This is a genomic window from Pseudomonas sp. S1(2024), from assembly GCF_046557535.1.
On record NZ_JBKGFP010000001.1, the window covers coordinates 485,664 to 506,463 of the forward strand.

Here is a 20,800-nt window from a genome sequence, read left to right on the forward strand (position 1 = left end):
TATATTGCCAAACTGTCAACGCTCGATTTCAATTTATTTTCACCTGCTTGGTCGCTCGGTATCCACTCTGTCGGTACGCGAGCAAATCAACAGGGCAAGGCACATAAACAGGCCGCCATACATCAGACCGCTGACAAACACATCTACGGCCTGATCTTCTGTCAGATCTAGCAAGACCGACCATCCTCCATACTGGGCGAGCCCCTGCTCAACGCCCGCAATCATCAACAGGGGCGGGACGGCGAGCAGCAGACGATCAACACGGGCCTTGCAGGCGGAATGGATAACCATGACGACCAACATTGTCTTCAGTGCGTATGCGGCAACTTCCACAGGCATGCTTACCTCCAAGCCAAGGATGGATCCCTCAGCATGCACCTGCAGCCGTGGGTTTGAATGATACCGAGGATCAAGTTGACCAGGATGGCTGAACCAGTGCTGACTCGGTTGGAAAAGGATATCCAGGCGCAGCATAAAGCCCACCTGTGAGAGCAATGCTGATCACGGGCTCAGCTGGTTCTCCCTCAGGAGCGCGGTGATCTCATTCACCAGGGCACGGCACAGCTGCGCCCCCTGCTCCGTCACCGGGTGTTCACTCAGATAGGTTGAGAACACCACCACATCTGAGCGCGGCTGAGTGACTGTGATACCGGAGCCATCACGACTGACCAGGACGGAGCCGGCAAAGCCATCAAAGCGCAACGTACTGGTTGCGGCCTGGATTCTCGCCCCTTTCACGGTGCTGCAGAGCCTGTGCGCCCTGCGCTGCAGGATGTGCACCAACTGTTCAAAATCCTGGCCTTCACACATAGAATCATCCGAATACCTGGGCGATGAACGCATCCCGGTCATCTGCACAGATGAAGTGATCATCGCCCTGTAGGCTGACCTGAAACAATTCACCATCGAGGGAAATTTCAAAATTGTCAGGCAGCGCATGACCCAGCGGAATGTCTGCAAACAGCAGCTGGCCATTCGCGGAGAACGTGGCTACGCACCCGCCTATGACAGGATGCTTCTCAAGGATTATGCAGGGCTGGGTCGTGTCTTTCATGTGGAAATACTCAAAAATTGCACTGGGTTGAGCTGGTTCGGTAGACGCGCACATCACCGTCGTAGCGACTCTGGATCTGAACACAATCACCCGGAATCATGTCGTTCTGGGCATGCGAGACCTGAATGACCTGCCCCAGACGATTTTGAATGACCAGGTGAGTTTGGGTATTGCCAGTGGTCAGTGCCTTGTTGATCGCAGCACCGGCTAGCGCCCCGATACCGCCCCGAATGACTTTTGACTCGGTCGAATGCCCACCTCCACTCAGCACCCCTGCAACGCCGCCGATTGCCGCACCTGGCATCCAGCTGCCATTGGTGCGCACTTGCTGGACATCGATCACACGCCCAACTTCCAGGCGCGTTGGCTGCTGGTACCCGCCCTGGTAGGCACATCCTGCCAGCAGTGCAGCCATTACCATTGATCCGCCCAACCAAGAGAACCTGCGCATTGACGCCCCCAAAACTTGAGAAATTGCTAGTTTAAGTATAAATTGACTGGCAATTCTGTCAAGTCAGAGACGACCATGAAAAAGTTTATATCGATGTTTTTGCTCGCTTTTTCCCCACTCGTGCTTGCTGACCAGGGTTTTGACAAAGCACTGGAGAACCATGCGCAATCGACCGCCAGGGAATTCATGAGTTCCATGATTGATCAGCGCGCCGAGGGCTACAGTTGGAAAGTCATCCTGGAATCGAAAATTCCGGAGAAGATCAGTGACAGCTGTGGCTACCGAGAGCGCATCTCACTGCCGGAGCGCAACTTTACCGCCATGAAGCAACAAGTTGTGCCTGTGGTCGGTGCGCGCCTGGCCAAGACCTATGAGAAAGTTATTGGTAAACCGAATGCGCATTTGGCCCTGGTGACCCTGAAGTCTCTCCAGCGCAATTCTGGCAACTACGCGCTGGTGGTGCTCAAGACGGTGCCTGGCACCCCGAAAGACCCCTTCTTCTCGCTCATCTATCAGCTCAATGGCAATGGACAGATGGATTTGTGTGACATCAGTACCACCGACCAGATATCCGGTGGCATCCTGGAAGGCCTGGGTCGCGAGCTAGGACTTTGAGTTTGGCATATATTGACGATCAGTCATTGACTCGATCCAACTCCAACGTATACTGGAAAATAAAGAACGGGTCAGTACTCGTTTCGTACAACACGGGGCCATAAGGCCCTTTTGTCTATCTGGAGAGTCCCCATGGCCAAGAAGAAATCCAAAGGTGTCAAGAATGGCGCCGCGCATGCCAAATCCATGGTCATGCAGCCACTGTACCGCCCGCAGGTAGTGCGTTCGCAAAAAACCGACTACAAGCGCACCAATAAACAGGCCCTGCTGCGCCTGGCCGACTCATCTTCGGCACAAGCAGCCTAAATCCTCGGGCCAATGCCATCCAACACCCATCACCTCAAATAAATCATCATTTTTGATAATTTTTCGTTGACCTGCATCCATGATGCGCCGTAGGCTACTTCCACCATCTCCGGAAGGCCTTCGTCATGAAACGCACCCTCTTCCTTCAGGTTTGTCGCACCCTCGCCGATGCCGGCATCTGGTGCATTCCTGAATCGACCCTGGCGGCTGCTGCAGGTCACCCTGACCTTCATACCCTGAGGGTCGCCCTGAACCGTCACGTCAAGGCAGGCCTGGTCGAAAAAATGGGCCCGAAGCTCTATGCCAACCCCTTTCTCAAACCGCCGCTGTTCGCCTTGCACCGCCTGGCCAACTTCCTGCGTCCGAATGACCAGTTCTACCTGAGCACTGAGTCGGTGTTGAGCGAGCACGGCTGGATCAGCCAGATGCCGTTTTGCCTGACCTTCGTCACCACCGGTCGCTCCTACCGCTACAGCACGCTCCTCGGCGACATTGAGTTCGTTCACACCGAGGAAAACCCAGACACCTGGGCCAACAACCTGCACTACAGCGAGGTTCGCCAGGTGTGGGAAGCCACTCCCGAAAAAGCCCTGGCCGACCTAACACGCTACGGAAAAAACCTCGACCTGGTCATTCCGGCAGAGGAAAGGGAATGACGCCGAGGCTCCTGCGCCCTTAAAATAGGCTGATAACAAGAGGAAAATTCCCGTGAAACTCGCCTTTACCCAACTGCTGGAACAAGCACAGAACCAATCCAAAGATGGCGCCCCCCTGGACGTGGTCGCCAAGGAACTCCTGCACTACGACATTCTACGAGCGATCAGCGACAGCGACCTGGCCAGGGACGTCACCTTCCAGGGGGGTTCGGCACTGCGCCTGTTTTATGACGGTCAGCGCTACAGCGAAGACCTCGACTTCGTCATCGGTGCCGGCGACAACCAGGGCTTCGTGGTCGATGGCATGATGAAGCTGCTCAAGCAGCAGATGGTTGATCGCTATGGCCTGGAAGTGGAAATCAAGGAGCCGTCGAACAATGAGTTCAATGGCGTCGACGTGCGCACCTGGCAGTGCAAGATCGCCATCCCAGGCTTTGCTCGCAAACAGATGATCAAGGTCGAGTTCTGCAATGTGCCGGCACACGACGTCAAAGCCAAGCTCATCAAGCCGCGCTACTCGTTCCTCAATGATACCCACTCGGCGATCATGCTCAGGGTCGAGTCCGAGCGTGAGATCATGGCCGACAAGCTGGTGGCCATTGCCAACCGCAGGTACCTCAAGGGCCGCGACCTCTGGGATCTCAAGTTTCTAGCCGATCGAAACACGCCGGCAGACCTAGCCCTGGTCAGCCAGAAGCTCAAGGACTATGACGCGCAGCATTTCGCCGAGAAGCTGGCCACCTCCATCGATCGCCTGCGCTCACCGGACGCCTGCAAGACGTTCATGGCCGAAATGGAGAAGTTCCTCTCGCCCAATGCGATCCGGGCATTGAAGATGATGACCCCGCCAGGCGCTGACTACGTTCAGTTCGCCCTGGATCACATGCTCTCCCTGCAGAAGGCGCTCGTCCCCGAGCACAGGCCCGATCCAGAGCCGAACCCCTAACACCAAGGGCCCCAGCGTGGCCCTTTTTCATGGTAGCCGGCTACGAGCTGCCCCCAACGGCTTTAGTCGACCGGATTCAGATCTAGGACAAGATCCACCCGGAACACATCACTGTCTCCTGCGCTCGTTTGCTGGGCGAACTTGCGCACCCCTTGCAGGGTGGAAGCATCTGCTACATCACTGCAGAACCTCGGCGCATCATCCCCATCTTCCGAGAAAATGCGAAAGAGCAGCACATCTTCATCCCCGGCCTGCTCCAGGAGTGCCTTGAGGTGTTTGGCCCGAACGGCGACGGTCTCTGCCATGGAAATCCCCTTAAGCAAATATTGGTCAAAATGAAGCTTAGGATCACCAGGCATTGACAATTTGTCAATAAGCCGTTAATTAAACTCTATCGCATTCTCCCAGGACACGCCGCATGAGTACAGCAGACTGCAAAGCCCTGTTGGTCGCCCGCTACCCTGCCACCCAAGCAAAGGAGTGGAAGCGCGAGGCCAAGTTCAACAACGTGATGGAGTGCGAAATTCGCCGGTTTGCGCACCCCACCGTGGGTACCGTCTGGGTCAACGAAGATTATGAGGAGGTCATCACCAACGAACGTGACTTCTATGTCAGGCAGCCAAAAACCTTTGCGGCATCCGATTTCTATTTTTCGGTTCAGCCCTACGACGACGAGGGCATGGCTGCTGCCAGCGCCATGGTTAACATGGTGTACAAGGACTACTTCGATGAACATGGTTACATGGATTCCGTGCACCTTGAGCACACGGTCAAGGCCTTCTACCCCAAAGGGTTACGCTGCCGTGAAGACATGGAGGCTGTTTTTGCCATCGAGGAAGACCTGACCCTGGACGCCATTCGAGAGAGCTTCCTTCAAGCAGGGTTTCTCACCTCGCCAGCTTTTGAAGCCTTGATTCAGGAATCGATGGCATAAGAAAGGGCCCCGTAGGGCCCTTCTCTATTCCTGCTGCTGGGCATCAATCCCAGCTCAGCGCGCCACCGGTTTGGTACTCGATCACGCGGGTCTCGAAGAAGTTCTTCTCCTTCTTCAAGTCCATGATCTCGCTCATCCACGGGAACGGGTTGGTCGCACCAGGCCATTCTTCCGGCAGGCCGATCTGGGCCAGGCGGCGGTTGCCGATGAACTTGAGGTACTCCTCCATGATCTCGGCATTCATGCCCAGGACGCCACGTGGCATCGTGTCGCGAGCGTATTCGGTCTCCAACATCACGCCCTGGATGATCATGAGCGTCGCCTTGCGCTGCATTTCAGGCGTCCACAGGTGCGGGTTCTCCAGCTTGATCTGGTTGATCACGTCAATGCCGAAGTTCAGGTGCATCGACTCGTCGCGCAGGATGTACTGGAATTGCTCGGACACGCCCACCATCTTGTTGCGACGGCCCATCGAGAGGATCTGGGTGAAACCGCAGTAGAAGAAGATCCCTTCGGTCACGCAGTAGTAGGCGATGAGGTTTTCCAGGAGGATGGCATCCGTCTCCGGGGTACCCGTGGTGAAGGTCGGGTCGATGATCGCATCGGTGTGCTTGATGCTCCAGGCGGCCTTCTTGGCCACCGATTCAACCTCGCGGTACATATTGAACACTTCGCCGCCATCCAGGCCCAGGGACTCGACGCAGTACTGGTAGGCATGGGTGTGGATGGCTTCCTCGAACGCCTGACGCAGGATGTACTGCCTGCACTCGGGGTTGGTGATCAGGCGGTACACGGCCAGCACCAGGTTGTTCGCCACCAGGCTGTCTGCCGTCGAGAAATAGCCCAGGTTGCGCATGACGATATGCCGCTCGTCGATCGACAGGCCTTGCGGGCTCTTCCACAGGGCGATATCAGCGGTCATGTTCACTTCCTGGGGCATCCAGTGGTTGGCACAACCATCCAAGTACTTCTGCCAGGCCCAGTCGTATTTGAACGGTACCAGTTGGTTGACGTCAGCGCGGGCATTGATCATGGCCTTCTGGCTCACCTGCACGCGGCTGGCCGCCGATTGTTCGAGTTCGGCCTTGCCGACACCGATGTCCAGTGCCGCCAGCTCAGCGCGTGCTGCGTGGGACAGACCACCCTGGGCGGCTGCAGCAGGCTGCGAGCCGGCAGTAGGTTCTTCGGTTTCGTTCCAGTCAAGCATAGTAGTTTCCTCTTGAAGACGACTGTGGCGGCCAGGGATAGCCGCCACGGAATGTTGTTCATAGGTCTATTCTAGGCTCGCCGAACCAATATATCCAATACCCGTTATCGGATTGGCAGAATGGTGCCGCCGCATGTTAGTCGATCCTGCAAGTTGCTCAAGTTAGCCGGCACCAGCACGCTGACCGAGCAAATGGCATGCACGGCGATATCCGAGGTCTCAGGCGGGTTCCAATCCACGCCGTTTTCACGCGGGATGGACTTCAGGTGAGGGTACCATTCAGAAAAACACTCCGCCTTGATGTTCTCGATGATCTGGTCGAAATAGGCTTGGCTCTCGGGACGCTCGATCGCAACCACCTGGTCAATCGTCACCTGCCCCTTCTTGAACAGTGGTTGGGTGGTTTTTTTCCACCAGGGTCGTCGGTCAAAACGTTCATCCATCTTCAAGGTGTAGTACATGGCTTTGACGTGCAGTGCTTCTCCCTCGCCAGCCTTTTTCAAGAACCGTGCGATCGGCGCGCAATCAGATTCAATCCGCTCAGGCCCGACTTTCGCCAGGAATTCCCAGAGCAGCTGTTCGTCCATCGCATCCAGGCCCATGGCCGACGACAATGAATGGATACGCAGGGCAAAACGATGAAGCAAATCGAGGTTGGCCGGGGCGGTGAGTTCACTGGCCTGCAACTTGGGCACGACTCTTCTCCTGGAGATGGACACAGGACGATCCTACATCAAGATCACGGGCGAGATCCACGATGTACCCAGGATTGGTCTGGTAGAACAGCACCTTCCAGGTCATCGTGTCTGCCTGGTATTCACGCAGGGACATGAGGCCATTGGGCAGCAGCGCAATGTCGAACTGGCTCAGCTTGCCCCCCAGGGGTATGCAGAATACCTCGTCCATCGCACGCGGAGCGGCCTGGAGGTCAGGAATTTTAGCGTTGTCTGCCGAGATCACCCACGACAATTTCGGCGTCTCATGCGCCAAGCCTGATGATTTTAACGAGGTCAAGCTCTGCGCGAGCTTTTTGTCTCGATAAGCGACTTCCATACACCTTCCCAAAACGGGAGAGCCAGTAAATCTGCGGGTTCCAGCCTGGGTCTCATCTCCTCAATAATCTAAAACAGCGTTGCCAAAATGTCAATAAAAACGACCGTTCGTCCGCATTTAAATTTTTTTTCGATTTCCACTCTGTCATTTTTTTTTGCGAGACGGAGCTTATATATTTGAGACCTAAGAAAAAGCAGCGGTGTCCCAGCCACCTCATTTTTCCTGAAAAAATACGGTCTCAAGGAAATACGCTTTTGCTGTGTTTTGGCCTAGATCTTGAGGAAACAACCGGGTTGTGCCCCTAGCCGGAGGCTGGAGGGCAAGGAGGGAATCGCTTTTATTCGGGAGCGCCAGCGACCGCTGCTTTTGATTTTGGCTTCAAATACCTATCGCTTTATTCAAAAAAAATGAAAAAACCACAAGATGTGGTGTTTTTCTTTCGAAGTCACCACACCATGATGGGGTCGCCTTCTTCGGCGCAGCCGGCTGTCGTGCTTTTTTAAAGCGCCCAGGCTCGGTCTTCGACCTGCCTCTTGCCCTGGCTATTTCCCCTGGTCGTTCCGACCGTGCTTTTGTCCACCCTTCCCTCAACAGCAGCCGCGCTTGCGCGCCGAACAGCACTCGCTGCCGCTCGCAACGGCAGCCGCGCTTGCGCGCCGAAAGGCACTCGCTTCCGCTCGTAACAGCAGCCGCGCTTGCGCGCCGAACAGGGGCGCCCGGCAACTTGCCATGACCGTAATTTGGCGTTATCTTTTAGCCATATATTGGTTTGAGGCTTACCATGACCATCCGCAAAATGTGGCAGTGCATTGCGATCACCTTTGCCCTGCAGTTGTTGGTAGTCGGCTACCTGGCATACGAGCGCCCTTCTGTTTCAGCGCGAGCCTCCGTCGAGCGGCCCACCAGTGATGCTGTGCTGTTCTTCTGGTATGGCTGCGGGCATTGCCGAGAGGTGGAACGGATTTTTCGCGCAGAGTCCGCTGAACAGAAAATTACAGCCCTGCTCAAGGATGGCGAGCATTTCCTGAAGATCCCTGCGCCTCTCAACCCGACCTGGGAGATGCATGCACGGCTGTATTACGCCCTGGATCACCTGAAGGTTTCCAGTGACACCCATTGGTACGTGATGAACCTCATCCAGGAGAAGCGCCTCCATAACACCAGCAGGCTGTCGGGATCGCTCGGCGAGATCGCCGGCTACGTTAACGCCCACAACCCAGGCGTGATGACCACGGGGGACAAGCTGGCTGCTGACATGCACAACCCGAAAACCGATGCGGAAATTCGTGCGGCCAAGCAGCTCGTCCAGGCGGTTGGCCTCAGGGGTGTTCCGGCCATGCTGGTCAATAAACAAAGCCTGATCGAGCTTGGCAACGGGGTTGGCTACCACGAGATGCTGCCTGCGGTACTCAAGCTCCTTTCCGGTTCGAAAGAAGCGCCCACCTCCCACTCCCTGACTGCGGCCACTAGACCATGACAGACGCGCCTTTGATTGCCACCGCTCCCCTCGCTTCTGCAAACCGAGGGTCATCCATCCTTGATGCACTCAACCAGGCATCGCTGAAATACATTCGTTACTGTGAAGGGTCTGTACGGGTCAAGATCGAGCGCAAGGGTTTCCCCTATGTCTGCCGTCATTTCAAGATTCGTGCTTATGAATCCACGGAGAAAGCGCTCAATGCCGCCATCGCCTGGAGAAACGCTGAGCACATGAGGATCTTTGGCTACCCAGTGTCGGAAAAGATCTACCAGCTGGGGAGTCGACGGGTCAGTCAGGTCAAGTTTGATCCGGTGTCTGGTGAAGAGCTTGCCCAGTTGCCGGCAGGGTTGTCGTATTCCTTTCATCGTGGGGCATTGCTGTACATTGTGGTCAGTTTTCAGGTCGATGGAAGGCCATCGAAGCGCCGTTTTTCGATAAAAAGCCTGGGGATGGCCACTGCGATCGAGGAAGCCAAGAAATTCCGACTTGGCATTTTCTCAGAGTGCGGTAGGTTATAATGCTTATAGTAATTATAGAAATTATATAAATTATAATTAAAATAAGGTCGCGAGCCCCGAAACACGTGGGCTTTAGATTTTTCATGATTTTCACAGAAATGTCGGGTGCCATTTCTGGCATTTCTCGGGTAAATTTTGACACCGTCGATGCCAAATATGGCTTTCATCGGGCCTAAAATGCCCCACTCATCGCAAATAGGCATTGTGCAGTTTCGTGAACTGGCTACAGAAGCGTGTGCAGCAGATGATCGCCAGCTCTTGTAGAGTGCTTTACGTGAGAGCGACCATCTTGGGAGATTTTCCAGCCCTTGCGGCGCTGATTTCGGTCGCAATGACCCACTGTGACCGGTTTTTTTTGCCGATAGATGTCACAGTCTGGATGTGTGATCTGGATTTTCGACAACCCTTGGTCACAGCCCCGGTCAGTGCACCCGGATAACCTGCGCACTTCGGTTATGTGGTTAATTGATAAGCCCAGGAGTCAATGGTATATTCGGGCTAAAATACAAAGCTGGCCATAATAATGAAAAAAAAAGACAGCCTGGGTCTTCGCGACCTTGAACCTGCCGAGCGCAAAGCAAAGGTCGAAGAATACCTGAGCCAGATGGCTGAAGCCGCTGATCAGTACGGCGAGCCCGAAGTTCCCTCCACCTCACGCCGTGCACGTTTCAATCTTTCTCTCAACATCATTGTCTTCTGCGCCGTCCTGGGCTCCAGCCTGGTTTTGGCGTCGAGCATCTATTTCAACATGATCCCTGCGCCCTACTCCTATGTCACCACGCAGGATGGGCGGATCATTGAAGTCACCCCCCTAAAAAAATAAGAAGAGCGATCATGCCCAATCCCAACACCAAAGCATCCAAGCCTGCTGTTCGGCAGCACCCTGGCGCTAACATTCCTGTCGGCGAAGGCCTCCAGGCGGTTCAGCATCGCAATGACTTCTACAAGGAGGGTGACAAGAAGCTGTTTTTCGTCGCCGGATTTGTGTCCGTGGTGCTGGTCATCCAGATTTTCATTGCGTTTTTGGGGTTCAATGCTCGCAATGAGCGCGTGTATTTTGCCACTGACCCTAACGGCTCACTGATCAAGATGCAGATGCTCAATCAGCCGAACCAAAAGGATCCAGTGGTGGCCCAGTGGGTTTCCAATGCACTGGTTGATACGTTCACAGCCAACTGGCGAAACCTTGACACTCACCAGAACGAAGCCACTATGCGCTGGTTTACCGACGATGGCGCCAAAGAACTGCTCAAGGCACTGAAAGACTCCGGCAACTTCGATGTGATCACTGAAAAGCGGATGCTGCTGAACACCAGCCTCGATTCGACTCCGATCCTGGTTGGCAAGTCGCCAGCGAATACCCAGGGTGTCTTTCAATGGGTTTTCCAGGTGGATGGCCTGATGACCTTCTATACCCAGACCCAGCAATTTACGAACAAGGTGCGGTTCATGGTGACCGTTGAGCGTCGAAGCATGTTGGAAGACGTATCAGGCCTGGGCATTTCCAAGGTGGTGATGACCAAAAGATAGCCTATACGCAATGTCGATTTTAATGTAAATTGGCTCCCTATAAAAAGAAAAGCTTTGGAGGTCACCTCAAATGCGCAAGACGCCACTGGCGATAGCCCTGCTGCTGATCCTGCAGGGCTCCCATGCCCTTGCAGCCGGGTCATTCGACAATCAGTTGAATGAAACAGCAGCCCAGTACAAGATCGATCCAGCCGATGTCACCAACATGGATCGGCAGCAAGCGGCTGCCAAAAAGGGGGCGCTTGCTGGTTACCTCAATGAGAAAGAAGAGCTCAAAGAGATTCGGCAATATTTCAATGATGTTGAGACCAGTGATCGGAAAAAAAAGGTTTTGCAGAACAAGACTCCGATGGAGCCTAGTGAGATCCGCGACCTCCGAAAGCGTCTCGATGCAATCGATAAGGCTTCGAACGAAAGCGTCTATGGGGATGCTTCGATCCGGATTCGCAACGTCACTTACAACCCTGATTCCAATCAGCCACTGGTGATCTCGATTGCACCTGGCTATGCGGCGCAGGTTGAATTCTACGATGCGAGTGGTCAACCTTGGTCGATCAAGAAAGATGGCGTGCTTGGGGATGGCCAGTCATTCTCGAAGAAGATCATGGGGGAGAAACACCATATTTCCTCCTTCACGCTCAATAAAAGCTACAAGGCTTCCAACGCAGCCATCGTTCTGGATGGCTTGAACACCACAATTCCGGTGGTGCTCAAAGGCACCGCGTCAACGGTGGACAGCCGCGTTTCGGTGACGATTCCGAAGCTGAGCCCCAACGCAACCATTCAGCCGGTATTTCAGCATGAGATGGACAATGTCTCAGATGAACTGGTTCGACTCCAGGGTGGTGATGCCCCAGCCGGCTCCAAAACACTTTCTGTGGCGGGATTGCCGAACTCTGAAGCCTGGTTTGATGGCAAATTCCTCTACCTGTCGCTGCCTGGTCGCTTGCTGCTTCCCCCGCCAATTAACAGCTCCATCTCCCCTACCGGTCGCTTCCTCTACAAGGTCAACCCGACAACCTACATTTCCATGTCCCTGAACGGCGAACGTCGCAGCGGGACGATTCAGGATCTGTATTCGGTAGACATTCAGCGCGCCAAAACTGTTTTTGATGCTGGGGTAAAATAATAATGGGTACATTAGCTAATATCAGCGCCAACATCACCACCAAAGCCCGACTGATGATTGGTATCAGTATTGTCCTCGTGTTCGTGATCGTGCTTTCTGCTTACCTGCGGATCTCCAGTAAAGATGAGAAACCAACCGAAGCGGTGGCCAGCCTGGAATCGGCGCCGACCGACAAGGAAATTCACAAGGACAAAGCATCGGACAAGCTCATTTTCGATGAAAATACCGAGGTTGCAAAAAACTATCAGCAGGACAATCAAAAACGTGCTGAAGAAGCCGCCAAGGGCAAGGATAGCCATGTGGAAACCCTGCGGGTTAACGTAGGCGATGTTGGGGCTGCGCCAAAGATCGAGCCAAAATCTGAGCCTGCCGCCCCCATGAATCTGCAGCAATTGGTGAATGAGCGAAACGCTCAGGCTGAAATTGCATCTGCTAAAGTGCAAACACAGCGGGCCCAGCGGGCGGCCAACATCCAGGAAAACCCGTGGAAAGCGTTCCTGGATGAGGAGAAAAAGAGCGTCACCGAGTTTGAGGTGAGCTTTGCTGCCAAAGTGGACGAGATCCAAACCGACGCCATGACCCTGGCGGCAAAACCTCAGTACGATTCATCACAGCAGGTTCCAGTCAAGAGCACCACCGCCAACACTGGCACCAGTACTGCGGATTCCGGCTACAGCAGGTATCTGAACCCCGGCAAATTCAATACCTCCAATTCGGTGGATGGTGCTGTAGCCCAGCAACAGCCGGCCAACATGGATGATGAGTCTACTGAGGACGAGTATGGCGATGCCCAGGTGCGTGGCAGTGATTACCCGAGCGAGCGAATCGCAAAGGCTTCGATCACCAAGCAGGTTCCAGTGGGTTCGATCAGCGTCGGCCAGACCTTCTACTCGGTTCTGCAGATCGGTGTCGATACCGATGAAATCAGCCCCGTGCGTGCCGTAACCGTGCAAAAAGGCCTGCTCGAAGGTGCAGTTCTGACTGGTGAACCTGTACGCACTGGCCAAAAAGCTAAGATCCAGTTTTCGAACATGAGCTGGAAAGGCAAGAACTACAGCATCAACGCCATTGCTCTCGATCCGGAAACCTACCGCTCTGGCCTGGCCGATAGCGTGGACAATCACACGTTCGAGCGTTACAGCAAGCTGGCCATCGCGTCATTTGTCGATGGCTATGCCGATGCTTTGCAGGATACTCAGACGGTGACTAACACGGATGGCAGTTCCTCGACCCAAACAAATGCCCTTCCTGATGCTGCCGACCAAATAAAAATGGGCATCGGCAAGATGGGAGAAAAATTCTCGCCAATCTTCGAGCGAGAGTTCGACCGACCACCAACCGTCACGGTTGAAGCGAATAAGAGCATTATTGTGATGTTCATGGCAACGGTCGATCTGGCCAAGGCCAAATAAAGGCAGTGGGCAGCGATTGGATGACTCCGGTCGCTTGTCATGCCTCCCTCCTTCAACTATTATTGCGTATATTGATACCCCATTGCCGGAGACCGCGATGAGCAACGACCGTAGAGACCCGTTCAGCGAAGAAGATGACTTCGACAACCTCGGAACGGGTGGCGAACATGGCTTCGGCCAGGAAGACCAATTTGGCGGTATCATCGGAGGGGATGACGATTTCGACACGCCCGATGACACTGCTGTGCCACCTTCTGCCGAGAAGCCCAGCAAGCCTGAGAAAACCCCGAAAGCCCCGAAAGTTGCCTCGACCAATGCGGCGCCAAAACCCTTCATGAAGACCCCGATCGGCATGTGTGCGATTGCCTTCGCGGTGACCATGGTGGGCTTCATTGGCTACAAGGCAGTGACAAGTGCGTTTCCTGGTGAACCGGAGCCTGAAGTGGCCGTGGCGCCAGTGTTGGTGGCACCTGCCTCTGAACCTCAGATCGGCAATGCCTCAGGTTTGCTGAAGCCCCAGGCATCACCAGAAGTGGTGCAGGCTGCCCAGGCGACTCAACCTCAGAACTTGCCGGTGGCGCCAGCCGCCCCTGTCGCGGTTCCGCTTCCAGCGACTGAAATCGTGCAACCTGTGTCGGCGAAAGAGCTTGAAGAACTGAAAGCCTCGATTGCCAATCTTCAGGAGCAGAGCTCGGACATCAAGGAGCTGCTGCGCGGTGTCAACCGCACGCTGGAGCGCCAGGAAGCTGCGCAAAGGGCCCTGATCGACAGTGTTAATAGCATCAAAGCGGATCTGGTGAAAAAGGCTGAAGAGCCAGCGCCGGTGGTCTTGGCCCCTACTACCCCCGCCGTGACCGTGAACGCCGGACAGGCCGCTCCCGTGCGCCAGGCAGAGGCGAGCCCACGCCAGCGCATGGCAGGCCTGCAGGTGATCGAGACCTCCCAGGGCGGCGCGATGTCGATCATCAAGAAGTCGTCCAATGGTCGGGTTTTTACCCTGTTCAAGGGTGAGACCATCAACTGGGCGGGCGTGAAGAGCCAGGTGACGTCGATCGAAAATGACGGCGAGCTGGTACTCGTCGGTGACAAATACTTCATCGACAAGGTGCTGGAAGCGCCAAAAGTTCCGGCCAAAGCTCCGGTGAAAGCAGCGGCACCAGCAACAGCGCCAGAGCGCAAACTAGCGCCGGCTCGGCAAGCCAAGCCCATTGCCAGTCGTACCGCTGAAGGCTACACGCTCAACGCGGTGTACAACGACAAGCGCTCGTTCGGCATCGTCAACAACAAGGGTGAGTTCAAGTCCTACAAGATTGGCGACACCATTGACAATCTGGGTGTGGTCAAGGGGCTGGATGAGGTCGGTGACCTGAAGGTGGGTAATACCGTGATTAAAACGGTGTATTGATTCATCGCAACACCTAAGGGAGGCCACCGGCCTCCCTTTTCATTTCTGATAATATTTTTTCACATATATTGGTTTGCTCCTGTTGCATTTAAGCCTAAATTGGCATATTTTAACTATAGGAATTCACCTTCCCGGACAATAATAATAACGAGGGTAAAAACTCATGAAGTTGAAACGTCTTTTCGGCAAGGGTGCGTTGAGCGTCGTTGGGGCAGGTGCGTTGATGGCGTTGTTTGCCGTTGATGCGAGTGCCGCTACTGGGCTCGATGGTATGGGTAGCCAGTGGAAAACCCAATTCGCGGCTGGTATCGGTATTGCCAAGATGGCATTCGCCATGATTGGCTTCTTCCTGTTCGCAGGTGGTCTCTTCTACTTCTACAAGGACAGCAAACAGCCTGGCCAGGGTGAAGTCAAGAAAGGCATCGTGGCGTGTCTGGTGGGTACCGGTCTGATGATCATCCCATGGCTGCTCGGCGTGTTCACCGAAACCGTTGCGACCGGTGAAGGTGACAACGCAGAAAACGCCACCAAAGGCACCACGTTCTAAGCGCGCCTGGCTTTGGACACAAAAAAAGGGTGGCGTTTGCCACCCTTTTTCTATCGAAAATTCGGTGACCCTTCATGACCTACCTCCCTATCGCGCTCTCCGTCAAACGAGGCGCCTTTCGTGCCGACCACCCACACCCTCCTAGCTCGGACGCCCTATATCGGCAAGCCCGTGTAAAAGCGCTCAAGCGCGATGATTTCACTTGTCGCTTTTGCGGCTTCAAGCACGAGAAGAATGAAGTCCATCACGCCAACGACAACCATGAAGATCACTCCGATGACAACCTGGTGACTTCCTGCGTGCTTTGTCACATGTGCCACCACATTGGTTTTGCCGCCACGCAAAACCGGGGCAAGCTGATCTACCTGCCCGGCTCACAGATCGACCAGGCTGGGCTGAACCAGTTGGTGCGAATGCTCTGGATTGCGGAACACATGAGCACCGGGGATTTGAAGAACACCGCATCGAGCCTGCTCTCGCGCCTTGACCGTGCGGATATTCCTGCTGCGACCCTGCTGGGTACCAGCAGCCCCTCAATCATGGCTGACTACATGGCCAGCTTGCCGGACGATGAGTATCAAAAGCGCGGCCTGGTGCTCCAGGACATTTACTTGTTGCCCAACAAGCAGGCCTACCTGCCCTACCTGAAGCTTTGGATTGAGGGCTCGAAGAGCTACAAGCCGGCTGACTGGGTGGAGACTGCCCGGCAGAAATTCGCTGACTGGCGCGACAGCGTGTGACACGATGAGCAGGGCGATCGCATGCCCTGTTTTTCCTATGTCTTCGAACAGGTCGCTCTCTTTCAGCGGACTTTTCTTGCCTATTGTGTCCTGGGCGGGGCGATGAGCCTGCGTGGCCTGGCATTTATTCATCAGCATGAAAAAAACTCAGTAAGGCTCATTGCATCAAAGGGAGCGTACTGATCTTGATAGGCTGCCTATTGATCACCCTGCCTTTCATCAATACGGTGGAAGTACATGGATACCATTGAGCGGTGATCATGCCGCAACCCCCTGTGATTGCGACGCTTCCTGTTTTCGCGTTTACGATAAATTGATTGCAGTGCGGGTTAAAACCGTATAGATTTCATCAATATTCTAATAAAAAGAGCCTCAGTTAATGAGCCAGACTTCCATCGGTGTCTGCATTTTTGACGACACCAAATCCGCCCGCGACGGCTGGGCGTCAGTCAATGGCGAAGCCAGCTATCGCGTCACCGGGTTCCATGAGCTTGCCTCGGACAAGCTCTGGGTGACCAACCTGGACTTCCCAGATTTCAAGTCCCTGAATCTGCTCAGGCTCAAGCACCTGGCCCAGTCCCAGTATTTTCGCACCAAACTCTCGCTGCTCCAGAACGAGTTCGGTATCGATGAGCCCAAGGAATTCGCACGCTTCGTGTCCCAGCTGTTCAGCCGGGTAGCACGGTTGGGTGACATTCACCTGGGAATTGATCCGATGAAGTTCAATTACCGCTACACCCAGGCGGTCTCCTCAAAACTCGATGTACCCTCGCTTCACTCGCTTCCACGGGGCCTGAACCCGAATGAAGTGCAGCTGATCATCGATCACTGCACCCAGGAAAATCAGGCCATGACCGGGGTGAAGAAACCTGAGCGCTCCAGCGCCGTGGCGTTTTGCTACCCGCGTTTTACCTACGCCCGCTGGTTACTGTCGCAATCCTATCCGATGGATCTGACCTGGAAAAAGGACAATCTGCACAAAGAGTGGAAAGTCGGTGTCCGTGAAGGCAAAACCACCAAGCAGACCGATGATTTCATCAAGATGATGGAAAACTACATCTTGAAAAGCAACAAAAGCATCTTCCTGCGCATCTCGATCCTTAGCCAAGAGCCGACCCACCGCGCTTTTGCCACCTTTGCTGCCGGATCGCAAAGTCCTCGGGTGTGGGCAACCTATCCGGAAGTACTGGAATTGATGCGCTACAGCGAACTGATGGTCTACGAATCGGCGAGCGTGGGTGCCGGGGTGCTCCAGGATGTGCCGTGCATTGACAATCCGCTTTACAGCAACTGCATGAGCGCGGGACTTTTCCTTGAGAACTACTACTGTGCCCTCATGGCCCCGATAGACAAGCGCAATACGGCTCTGGGCGCCTACATGCGGGCCTACGATCGAATGGCCTGTGGCCGCGCTGCAGAGGCGTTCCACAATGCAGGCTTTGTGGTTGGTTCGTACAGCTCGGGCAGGATCATTGTGCTGATTCGTGAAGGCGAGCGTGAACGAGCGGAGAAGCTGGCCCTGAAAATTGGAATGATTCCGCCCTTTCCTGGAGAAGCCTCATGAGTTCCTTTGCCAAGAGCTACCTGCAGCTCGCAAATGACATTCAGCAAGACATGATCATGATCCCTATCCAGCAGCTGCAGCCCTCAGCGCGTGCCCTGAAGGTGCTCGAAGAGATGGATTCGCTGATCGACCATGACTACGAACGCCACACCAATAACGAGTTCGTCAAAAAGCTCGTTACTGATGCCATGCTCAAGATGTGAGGAAAGACCATGAGCCTTAGCTTTACTGTTGCTTCCTGGATGAACAAGCTGCTCAAGAGCAGCGTCAATCATTATTGCCAGTTCGAAACGGCTAATGACCCTTTCACCATGGTCACCCGTGAGGGTGGCCTGATGACTGCCTACGAAATCAAGGGCACATTCGGCATCATGGGGCCTGACGCCACCCGTGCACACATCGACTCACTGGTCGATTCACTCTCGTCTGCGCTGAAACGCCCAGGACATCGCCTCCAGTTCGTCTTTCGCCGGGATCCGCTGAATTCCAAGCAAGCCCTGCGCAAATCGATCCAGGGCGCTATTCGCACACTGGCCACGTTGAACATGGACTTGGAGCAGATGGTGCAGGAGCGTTCGGACAAGCTGGAGAAAAAAACCGTCCTGGAAACCTGCTTCCTGGTGATCACCACCTCCGAGCGTGCCCTCCACCCGGATATCCTGGCAGGATCCAAAAAGGAGCGTGCCGAGAAGGCTAAGAGGAACGGCAACCTCAAGCCAGGTGAATTCGGCCAGTCGTTGAATGTCGAGGTGCCCGGCATTGACATGGTGCACACCGGTTTCGTGAACCAGATTATCTCGCGGCTGGAGGAGAAGCTTTCGCTGCGCAAGATGAAAACCCACGAATTCTTGCACCAGATCCGCCGTCAGATCACCCAGTATGACACCAGTGACAGCTGGAGACCGTATCTGCCGGGTGATCGCATGGCCGCTCGCTTAGAGCAAGACACCCCGGTCGAGACTGACATGTCGCATATCATGTTCCCCGATGTGGGTCAGCAGCTGTTCTCCAGGGAGCCGAAGATTGCGGCGGAGGACAACACCCTGGTCGATCTCGGCGACTGGAAGATTGCTCCGATCATGGTTGACCAACGACCACAGGACGCCAAGCCGTTTGCCGAGCTATTCAGTTCCATCGACCGCAATGTGCCGTACCAGATGTCGCTGGTGATTGACTCCGGGCATGACAGGGTCTGCCAGCTGCTCTCCCGGCGTAAAACCTTTGCCTCGTTCATTGCGTTCATCTCCAGTGAAAACAAGCTGATCCGTGAGTCAGCCGAAGAGCTGCTGGAGACCGCGATCGAGAGCACGATGGTTTCGGCTCAGATCACTTTCTCTACGTGGGGGCGTGACATCGAGGAGGTGCGTCGCAACCGCTCCAAGCTGAAAACGGCGGTCGAATCCTGGGGGCAAACCCAGGTTGTCGAGGAACGCGGAGATGCGATCGAGGCGTGGTTCAACACGTTGCCCGGATTCTCGGCAGAACACCTGGCGACCCGCATCCCCCTGGAGGTGCTGGAAGCGCTGGTGATGAGCCCCATTACCCGCCCTGTTTCGCCGTGGTCGGACGGCACCATGCTGTATCGCACCATCGATGAGAAGCTCTTTCCCTTCTTGCCGGGCTCTGACCTGCAGACCGCCAACATGGAAGTTGTGTTTGCCCCGCCTGGCTTTGGCAAGTCGTTCTACCTGGCCGCGTCAAACATGGGCCTTATCACCCGCCCAGGCAACGAAGTGCTGCCACGTATCGGGATTCTCGACATCGGCTTTTCCTCGGCAATGTTCGTGGAGCTGGTGAAGGACTCCTTGCCACCGCACCTCAAGCATCTGGCCCAGGCATTCCGCCTGGAAATGACCCGTGATTACGCGGTGAACTTCTTTGACACACCACTGGGCTGCCAAAAACCCTTGAGTGTCGATCGTGAATACGTGGTCAACATGATGACGCTGCTGACCACACCGGCAGGCCGCAAGGAGCCGGTGGATCGGATGCCGGAGCTGATCTCCAGCCTGGTTGACGCGATGTACGACTATTTCTCCGAAGACAAGTACCCGCAGCCCTACGAAGTGGGCATGGATGAGTTGATCGACGAGGCCCTCCGAAACAACAATATCCGCTTGATGGGCGGTGAATCCTGGTGGAAAGTCAGCCGGCTGCTTTTTGACGAAGGTCTGTTTAACGATGCGAGCCAGGCGCAGCGCTATGCGGTACCGACCCTCAACGATGCCACCACAGTGTTGTCGCAAGAGACCACCATCCGCGATGTGTTCGGGTCTTCCATGGTTGGCGATGAAACGCTGATCAATTACCTCAAAGTGATGATCATTTCGGCGGTCAATGACTACCCTATCCTCTCCCAGCCAACTGTGTTCAGTATTGGTGAGGCACGAATCATCTCCATTGACCTGATGAGTGTGGCCAAGGATGGTTCCGCCCAAGCAGAAAAGCGTACGGCTGTGATGTACCTGCTGGGTCGCCAGATCATCTGCAAAGATTATTACCGCAAGGCGGAATTTACTCTCCCGGAAATCCCTCATCATTTCCGCGATTATCACAGACGGGTCATCGAGAAGGACGAGTCTGTGCCGAAAAAACTCTGCATGGACGAATTCCACCGTACTACCGCTGTACCGATGATCCGCAAGCAGGCCATTGTCGACATTCGTGAAGGGCGAAAATATGACGTACACGTCACGCTCCTCTCTCAGCTGCTCAGTGACTTCCCTGAAGACCTGATTCAGCTGATCAACAACACGATTATCTTGTCTAAGGGTATTGCCGAAACCACCCTGGATGAAATCAAGGCGCGTTTCAGGCCGTCCAATGATGCGATCAAACACATGAACCGCTGGCTCACAGGCCCAGGCGTGGAAGGCTCCAGTATGCTCTACCTGGGAGCCCTGAAAAGTGAAACGGCGCCTCGCATTGAGCAAGTATTGAGACTGACCCTAGGCGGGAGTGAAATCTGGGCCTATACCACCGTGCCACAAGACGTGTCCCTGCGTCGCCGCCTGACGTTTAAAATTGGCCTGAACAACGCGCTGAAGGTGTTGACTGCCGCTTACCCGAACGGTTCAGCGAAGGCCGATATCCAGCAAATTATGTCGGAGAACTCGCTTGATGTAGTGGATTTTGAAGAGGATCAAACGATATTCGACGTATTGGTTGTGCGACTGATGAAGGATTATCGCGAGCTGATTGATGCGGCCAAGATGCCGGTTGTCAAGTAACCCTTACTAACCTAATATAGCGT

Annotated in this window: 25 protein-coding genes; 17 read left to right on the forward strand and 8 right to left on the reverse strand. The window is 54.7% G+C overall.

Translation table 11 applies throughout. The annotated features are described in order from the left end of the window. Positions 1–39: 39 nt before the first annotated feature. From ACLCGK_RS02645 to ACLCGK_RS02660, 4 genes are read right to left on the reverse strand one after another with little or no spacing between them, the layout of a single operon-like run. Positions 40–474 (reverse strand): hypothetical protein, encoded by a 435-nt coding sequence (locus ACLCGK_RS02645; RefSeq protein WP_410951203.1) that lies wholly within the window; start codon positions 472–474, stop codon positions 40–42. A gap of 27 nt (positions 475–501) precedes the next feature. After that, entirely contained in the window at positions 502–810 is a 309-nt protein-coding gene (locus ACLCGK_RS02650) for a hypothetical protein (RefSeq protein ID WP_410951204.1), read from the reverse strand. Between the two features lie 4 nt (positions 811–814). Further along, on the reverse strand, positions 815–1,054 hold the full coding sequence (locus ACLCGK_RS02655; RefSeq protein ID WP_056799770.1) for a hypothetical protein: 240 nt from the start codon (positions 1,052–1,054) through the stop codon (positions 815–817). Between the two features lie 10 nt (positions 1,055–1,064). Next, positions 1,065–1,469: a hypothetical protein gene (locus tag ACLCGK_RS02660; RefSeq protein ID WP_410951205.1), complete on the reverse strand. Its 405-nt coding sequence runs from the start codon at positions 1,467–1,469 to the stop codon at positions 1,065–1,067. Positions 1,470–1,580: 111 nt separating this feature from the next. Here ACLCGK_RS02660 and ACLCGK_RS02665 point away from each other — a divergent pair, with 111 nt between their 5' ends. The 4 genes from ACLCGK_RS02665 to ACLCGK_RS02680 all read left to right on the forward strand — a co-directional run bounded on the left by ACLCGK_RS02665 (position 1,581) and on the right by ACLCGK_RS02680 (position 4,028). Continuing rightward, positions 1,581–2,120: a hypothetical protein gene (locus ACLCGK_RS02665; protein WP_410951206.1), complete on the forward strand. Its 540-nt coding sequence runs from the start codon at positions 1,581–1,583 to the stop codon at positions 2,118–2,120. Positions 2,121–2,252: 132 nt separating this feature from the next. Further along, complete coding sequence (locus ACLCGK_RS02670) at positions 2,253–2,426, forward strand: hypothetical protein (protein ID WP_410951207.1); 174 nt, start codon at positions 2,253–2,255, stop codon at positions 2,424–2,426. Positions 2,427–2,551: 125 nt separating this feature from the next. Continuing rightward, entirely contained in the window at positions 2,552–3,082 is a 531-nt protein-coding gene (abiEi, locus tag ACLCGK_RS02675) for a type IV toxin-antitoxin system AbiEi family antitoxin (RefSeq protein WP_410951208.1), read from the forward strand. A 52-nt stretch (positions 3,083–3,134) separates the two neighbouring features. Continuing rightward, positions 3,135–4,028 carry a nucleotidyl transferase AbiEii/AbiGii toxin family protein gene (locus ACLCGK_RS02680; protein WP_410951209.1) on the forward strand — a complete coding sequence of 298 codons (894 nt, stop codon included), beginning with the start codon at positions 3,135–3,137 and terminating at the stop codon, positions 4,026–4,028. A gap of 62 nt (positions 4,029–4,090) precedes the next feature. Here the strand turns inward: ACLCGK_RS02680 and ACLCGK_RS02685 are convergent, their stop codons facing one another. Beyond that, entirely contained in the window at positions 4,091–4,333 is a 243-nt protein-coding gene (locus ACLCGK_RS02685) for a hypothetical protein (protein WP_410951210.1), read from the reverse strand. 113 nt (positions 4,334–4,446) lie between these two features. Here ACLCGK_RS02685 and ACLCGK_RS02690 point away from each other — a divergent pair, with 113 nt between their 5' ends. Continuing rightward, positions 4,447–4,962, forward strand: coding sequence for a hypothetical protein (locus ACLCGK_RS02690; RefSeq protein ID WP_056799789.1), 516 nt, complete (start codon positions 4,447–4,449; stop codon positions 4,960–4,962). Between the two features lie 43 nt (positions 4,963–5,005). Here the strand turns inward: ACLCGK_RS02690 and ACLCGK_RS02695 are convergent, their stop codons facing one another. The 3 genes from ACLCGK_RS02695 to ACLCGK_RS02705 all read right to left on the reverse strand — a co-directional run bounded on the left by ACLCGK_RS02695 (position 5,006) and on the right by ACLCGK_RS02705 (position 7,222). Then, complete coding sequence (locus ACLCGK_RS02695; protein ID WP_410951211.1) at positions 5,006–6,169, reverse strand: ribonucleotide-diphosphate reductase subunit beta; 1,164 nt, start codon at positions 6,167–6,169, stop codon at positions 5,006–5,008. Between the two features lie 104 nt (positions 6,170–6,273). Further along, positions 6,274–6,864, reverse strand: a complete 591-nt coding sequence (locus tag ACLCGK_RS02700; RefSeq protein WP_056799793.1) for a hypothetical protein — start codon at positions 6,862–6,864, stop codon at positions 6,274–6,276. Continuing rightward, the gene (locus ACLCGK_RS02705) at positions 6,842–7,222 is read right to left on the reverse strand and encodes a hypothetical protein (protein ID WP_056799796.1); all 381 of its coding nucleotides are present in this window, start codon (positions 7,220–7,222) and stop codon (positions 6,842–6,844) included. The genes ACLCGK_RS02700 and ACLCGK_RS02705 overlap by 23 nt, the downstream gene beginning before the upstream one ends. A gap of 781 nt (positions 7,223–8,003) precedes the next feature. On the opposite strand from ACLCGK_RS02705, the gene ACLCGK_RS02710 reads away from it, so the two are divergent. From ACLCGK_RS02710 to ACLCGK_RS02765, 12 genes are all read left to right on the forward strand, one after another. Continuing rightward, the gene (locus ACLCGK_RS02710) at positions 8,004–8,699 is read left to right on the forward strand and encodes a hypothetical protein (RefSeq protein WP_410951212.1); all 696 of its coding nucleotides are present in this window, start codon (positions 8,004–8,006) and stop codon (positions 8,697–8,699) included. Beyond that, positions 8,696–9,220, forward strand: a complete 525-nt coding sequence (locus ACLCGK_RS02715) for a hypothetical protein (RefSeq protein WP_056799801.1) — start codon at positions 8,696–8,698, stop codon at positions 9,218–9,220. The genes ACLCGK_RS02710 and ACLCGK_RS02715 overlap by 4 nt, the downstream gene beginning before the upstream one ends. A gap of 523 nt (positions 9,221–9,743) precedes the next feature. Beyond that, positions 9,744–10,043, forward strand: a complete 300-nt coding sequence (locus tag ACLCGK_RS02720) for a hypothetical protein (RefSeq protein ID WP_056799804.1) — start codon at positions 9,744–9,746, stop codon at positions 10,041–10,043. An 11-nt stretch (positions 10,044–10,054) separates the two neighbouring features. Continuing rightward, positions 10,055–10,750 carry a DotI/IcmL family type IV secretion protein gene (locus ACLCGK_RS02725; RefSeq protein ID WP_056799806.1) on the forward strand — a complete coding sequence of 232 codons (696 nt, stop codon included), beginning with the start codon at positions 10,055–10,057 and terminating at the stop codon, positions 10,748–10,750. A gap of 70 nt (positions 10,751–10,820) precedes the next feature. Next, positions 10,821–11,879 carry a DotH/IcmK family type IV secretion protein gene (locus tag ACLCGK_RS02730; RefSeq protein ID WP_056799809.1) on the forward strand — a complete coding sequence of 353 codons (1,059 nt, stop codon included), beginning with the start codon at positions 10,821–10,823 and terminating at the stop codon, positions 11,877–11,879. Between the two features lie 2 nt (positions 11,880–11,881). Continuing rightward, entirely contained in the window at positions 11,882–13,291 is a 1,410-nt protein-coding gene (locus ACLCGK_RS02735; protein WP_410951213.1) for a DotG/IcmE/VirB10 family protein, read from the forward strand. A 16-nt stretch (positions 13,292–13,307) separates the two neighbouring features. Next, the gene (locus tag ACLCGK_RS02740) at positions 13,308–14,696 is read left to right on the forward strand and encodes a hypothetical protein (protein WP_410951214.1); all 1,389 of its coding nucleotides are present in this window, start codon (positions 13,308–13,310) and stop codon (positions 14,694–14,696) included. Between the two features lie 163 nt (positions 14,697–14,859). Continuing rightward, on the forward strand, positions 14,860–15,243 hold the full coding sequence (locus ACLCGK_RS02745; RefSeq protein ID WP_410951215.1) for a hypothetical protein: 384 nt from the start codon (positions 14,860–14,862) through the stop codon (positions 15,241–15,243). A gap of 74 nt (positions 15,244–15,317) precedes the next feature. Next, positions 15,318–15,983, forward strand: a complete 666-nt coding sequence (locus tag ACLCGK_RS02750; RefSeq protein ID WP_177339532.1) for an HNH endonuclease — start codon at positions 15,318–15,320, stop codon at positions 15,981–15,983. Between the two features lie 379 nt (positions 15,984–16,362). Further along, positions 16,363–17,547 (forward strand): hypothetical protein, encoded by a 1,185-nt coding sequence (locus ACLCGK_RS02755; protein ID WP_410951216.1) that lies wholly within the window; start codon positions 16,363–16,365, stop codon positions 17,545–17,547. Beyond that, positions 17,544–17,750: a hypothetical protein gene (locus ACLCGK_RS02760; protein WP_056799827.1), complete on the forward strand. Its 207-nt coding sequence runs from the start codon at positions 17,544–17,546 to the stop codon at positions 17,748–17,750. The genes ACLCGK_RS02755 and ACLCGK_RS02760 overlap by 4 nt, the downstream gene beginning before the upstream one ends. Before the next feature lie 9 nt (positions 17,751–17,759). Next, positions 17,760–20,777, forward strand: a complete 3,018-nt coding sequence (locus tag ACLCGK_RS02765) for an ATP-binding protein (protein ID WP_410951217.1) — start codon at positions 17,760–17,762, stop codon at positions 20,775–20,777. Positions 20,778–20,800 lie beyond the last annotated feature (23 nt).

What these genes read in the sequence shown, in the direction of transcription:
- ACLCGK_RS02645 (WP_410951203.1), bottom strand. Translation starts at nt 474, where the DNA reads ATGCTGCGCCTGGATATCCTTTTCCAACCGAGTCAGCACTGGTTCAGC.
- ACLCGK_RS02650 (WP_410951204.1), bottom strand. Translation starts at nt 810, where the DNA reads ATGTGTGAAGGCCAGGATTTTGAACAGTTGGTGCACATCCTGCAGCGC.
- ACLCGK_RS02655 (WP_056799770.1), bottom strand. Translation starts at nt 1,054, where the DNA reads ATGAAAGACACGACCCAGCCCTGCATAATCCTTGAGAAGCATCCTGTC.
- ACLCGK_RS02660 (WP_410951205.1), bottom strand. Translation starts at nt 1,469, where the DNA reads ATGGCTGCACTGCTGGCAGGATGTGCCTACCAGGGCGGGTACCAGCAG.
- ACLCGK_RS02665 (WP_410951206.1), top strand. Translation starts at nt 1,581, where the DNA reads ATGAAAAAGTTTATATCGATGTTTTTGCTCGCTTTTTCCCCACTCGTG.
- ACLCGK_RS02670 (WP_410951207.1), top strand. Translation starts at nt 2,253, where the DNA reads ATGGCCAAGAAGAAATCCAAAGGTGTCAAGAATGGCGCCGCGCATGCC.
- abiEi (WP_410951208.1), top strand. Translation starts at nt 2,552, where the DNA reads ATGAAACGCACCCTCTTCCTTCAGGTTTGTCGCACCCTCGCCGATGCC.
- ACLCGK_RS02685 (WP_410951210.1), bottom strand. Translation starts at nt 4,333, where the DNA reads ATGGCAGAGACCGTCGCCGTTCGGGCCAAACACCTCAAGGCACTCCTG.
- ACLCGK_RS02690 (WP_056799789.1), top strand. Translation starts at nt 4,447, where the DNA reads ATGAGTACAGCAGACTGCAAAGCCCTGTTGGTCGCCCGCTACCCTGCC.
- ACLCGK_RS02695 (WP_410951211.1), bottom strand. Translation starts at nt 6,169, where the DNA reads ATGCTTGACTGGAACGAAACCGAAGAACCTACTGCCGGCTCGCAGCCT.
- ACLCGK_RS02705 (WP_056799796.1), bottom strand. Translation starts at nt 7,222, where the DNA reads ATGGAAGTCGCTTATCGAGACAAAAAGCTCGCGCAGAGCTTGACCTCG.
- ACLCGK_RS02710 (WP_410951212.1), top strand. Translation starts at nt 8,004, where the DNA reads ATGACCATCCGCAAAATGTGGCAGTGCATTGCGATCACCTTTGCCCTG.
- ACLCGK_RS02715 (WP_056799801.1), top strand. Translation starts at nt 8,696, where the DNA reads ATGACAGACGCGCCTTTGATTGCCACCGCTCCCCTCGCTTCTGCAAAC.
- ACLCGK_RS02720 (WP_056799804.1), top strand. Translation starts at nt 9,744, where the DNA reads ATGAAAAAAAAAGACAGCCTGGGTCTTCGCGACCTTGAACCTGCCGAG.
- ACLCGK_RS02725 (WP_056799806.1), top strand. Translation starts at nt 10,055, where the DNA reads ATGCCCAATCCCAACACCAAAGCATCCAAGCCTGCTGTTCGGCAGCAC.
- ACLCGK_RS02730 (WP_056799809.1), top strand. Translation starts at nt 10,821, where the DNA reads ATGCGCAAGACGCCACTGGCGATAGCCCTGCTGCTGATCCTGCAGGGC.
- ACLCGK_RS02735 (WP_410951213.1), top strand. Translation starts at nt 11,882, where the DNA reads ATGGGTACATTAGCTAATATCAGCGCCAACATCACCACCAAAGCCCGA.
- ACLCGK_RS02745 (WP_410951215.1), top strand. Translation starts at nt 14,860, where the DNA reads ATGAAGTTGAAACGTCTTTTCGGCAAGGGTGCGTTGAGCGTCGTTGGG.
- ACLCGK_RS02750 (WP_177339532.1), top strand. Translation starts at nt 15,318, where the DNA reads ATGACCTACCTCCCTATCGCGCTCTCCGTCAAACGAGGCGCCTTTCGT.
- ACLCGK_RS02755 (WP_410951216.1), top strand. Translation starts at nt 16,363, where the DNA reads ATGAGCCAGACTTCCATCGGTGTCTGCATTTTTGACGACACCAAATCC.
- ACLCGK_RS02760 (WP_056799827.1), top strand. Translation starts at nt 17,544, where the DNA reads ATGAGTTCCTTTGCCAAGAGCTACCTGCAGCTCGCAAATGACATTCAG.
- ACLCGK_RS02765 (WP_410951217.1), top strand. Translation starts at nt 17,760, where the DNA reads ATGAGCCTTAGCTTTACTGTTGCTTCCTGGATGAACAAGCTGCTCAAG.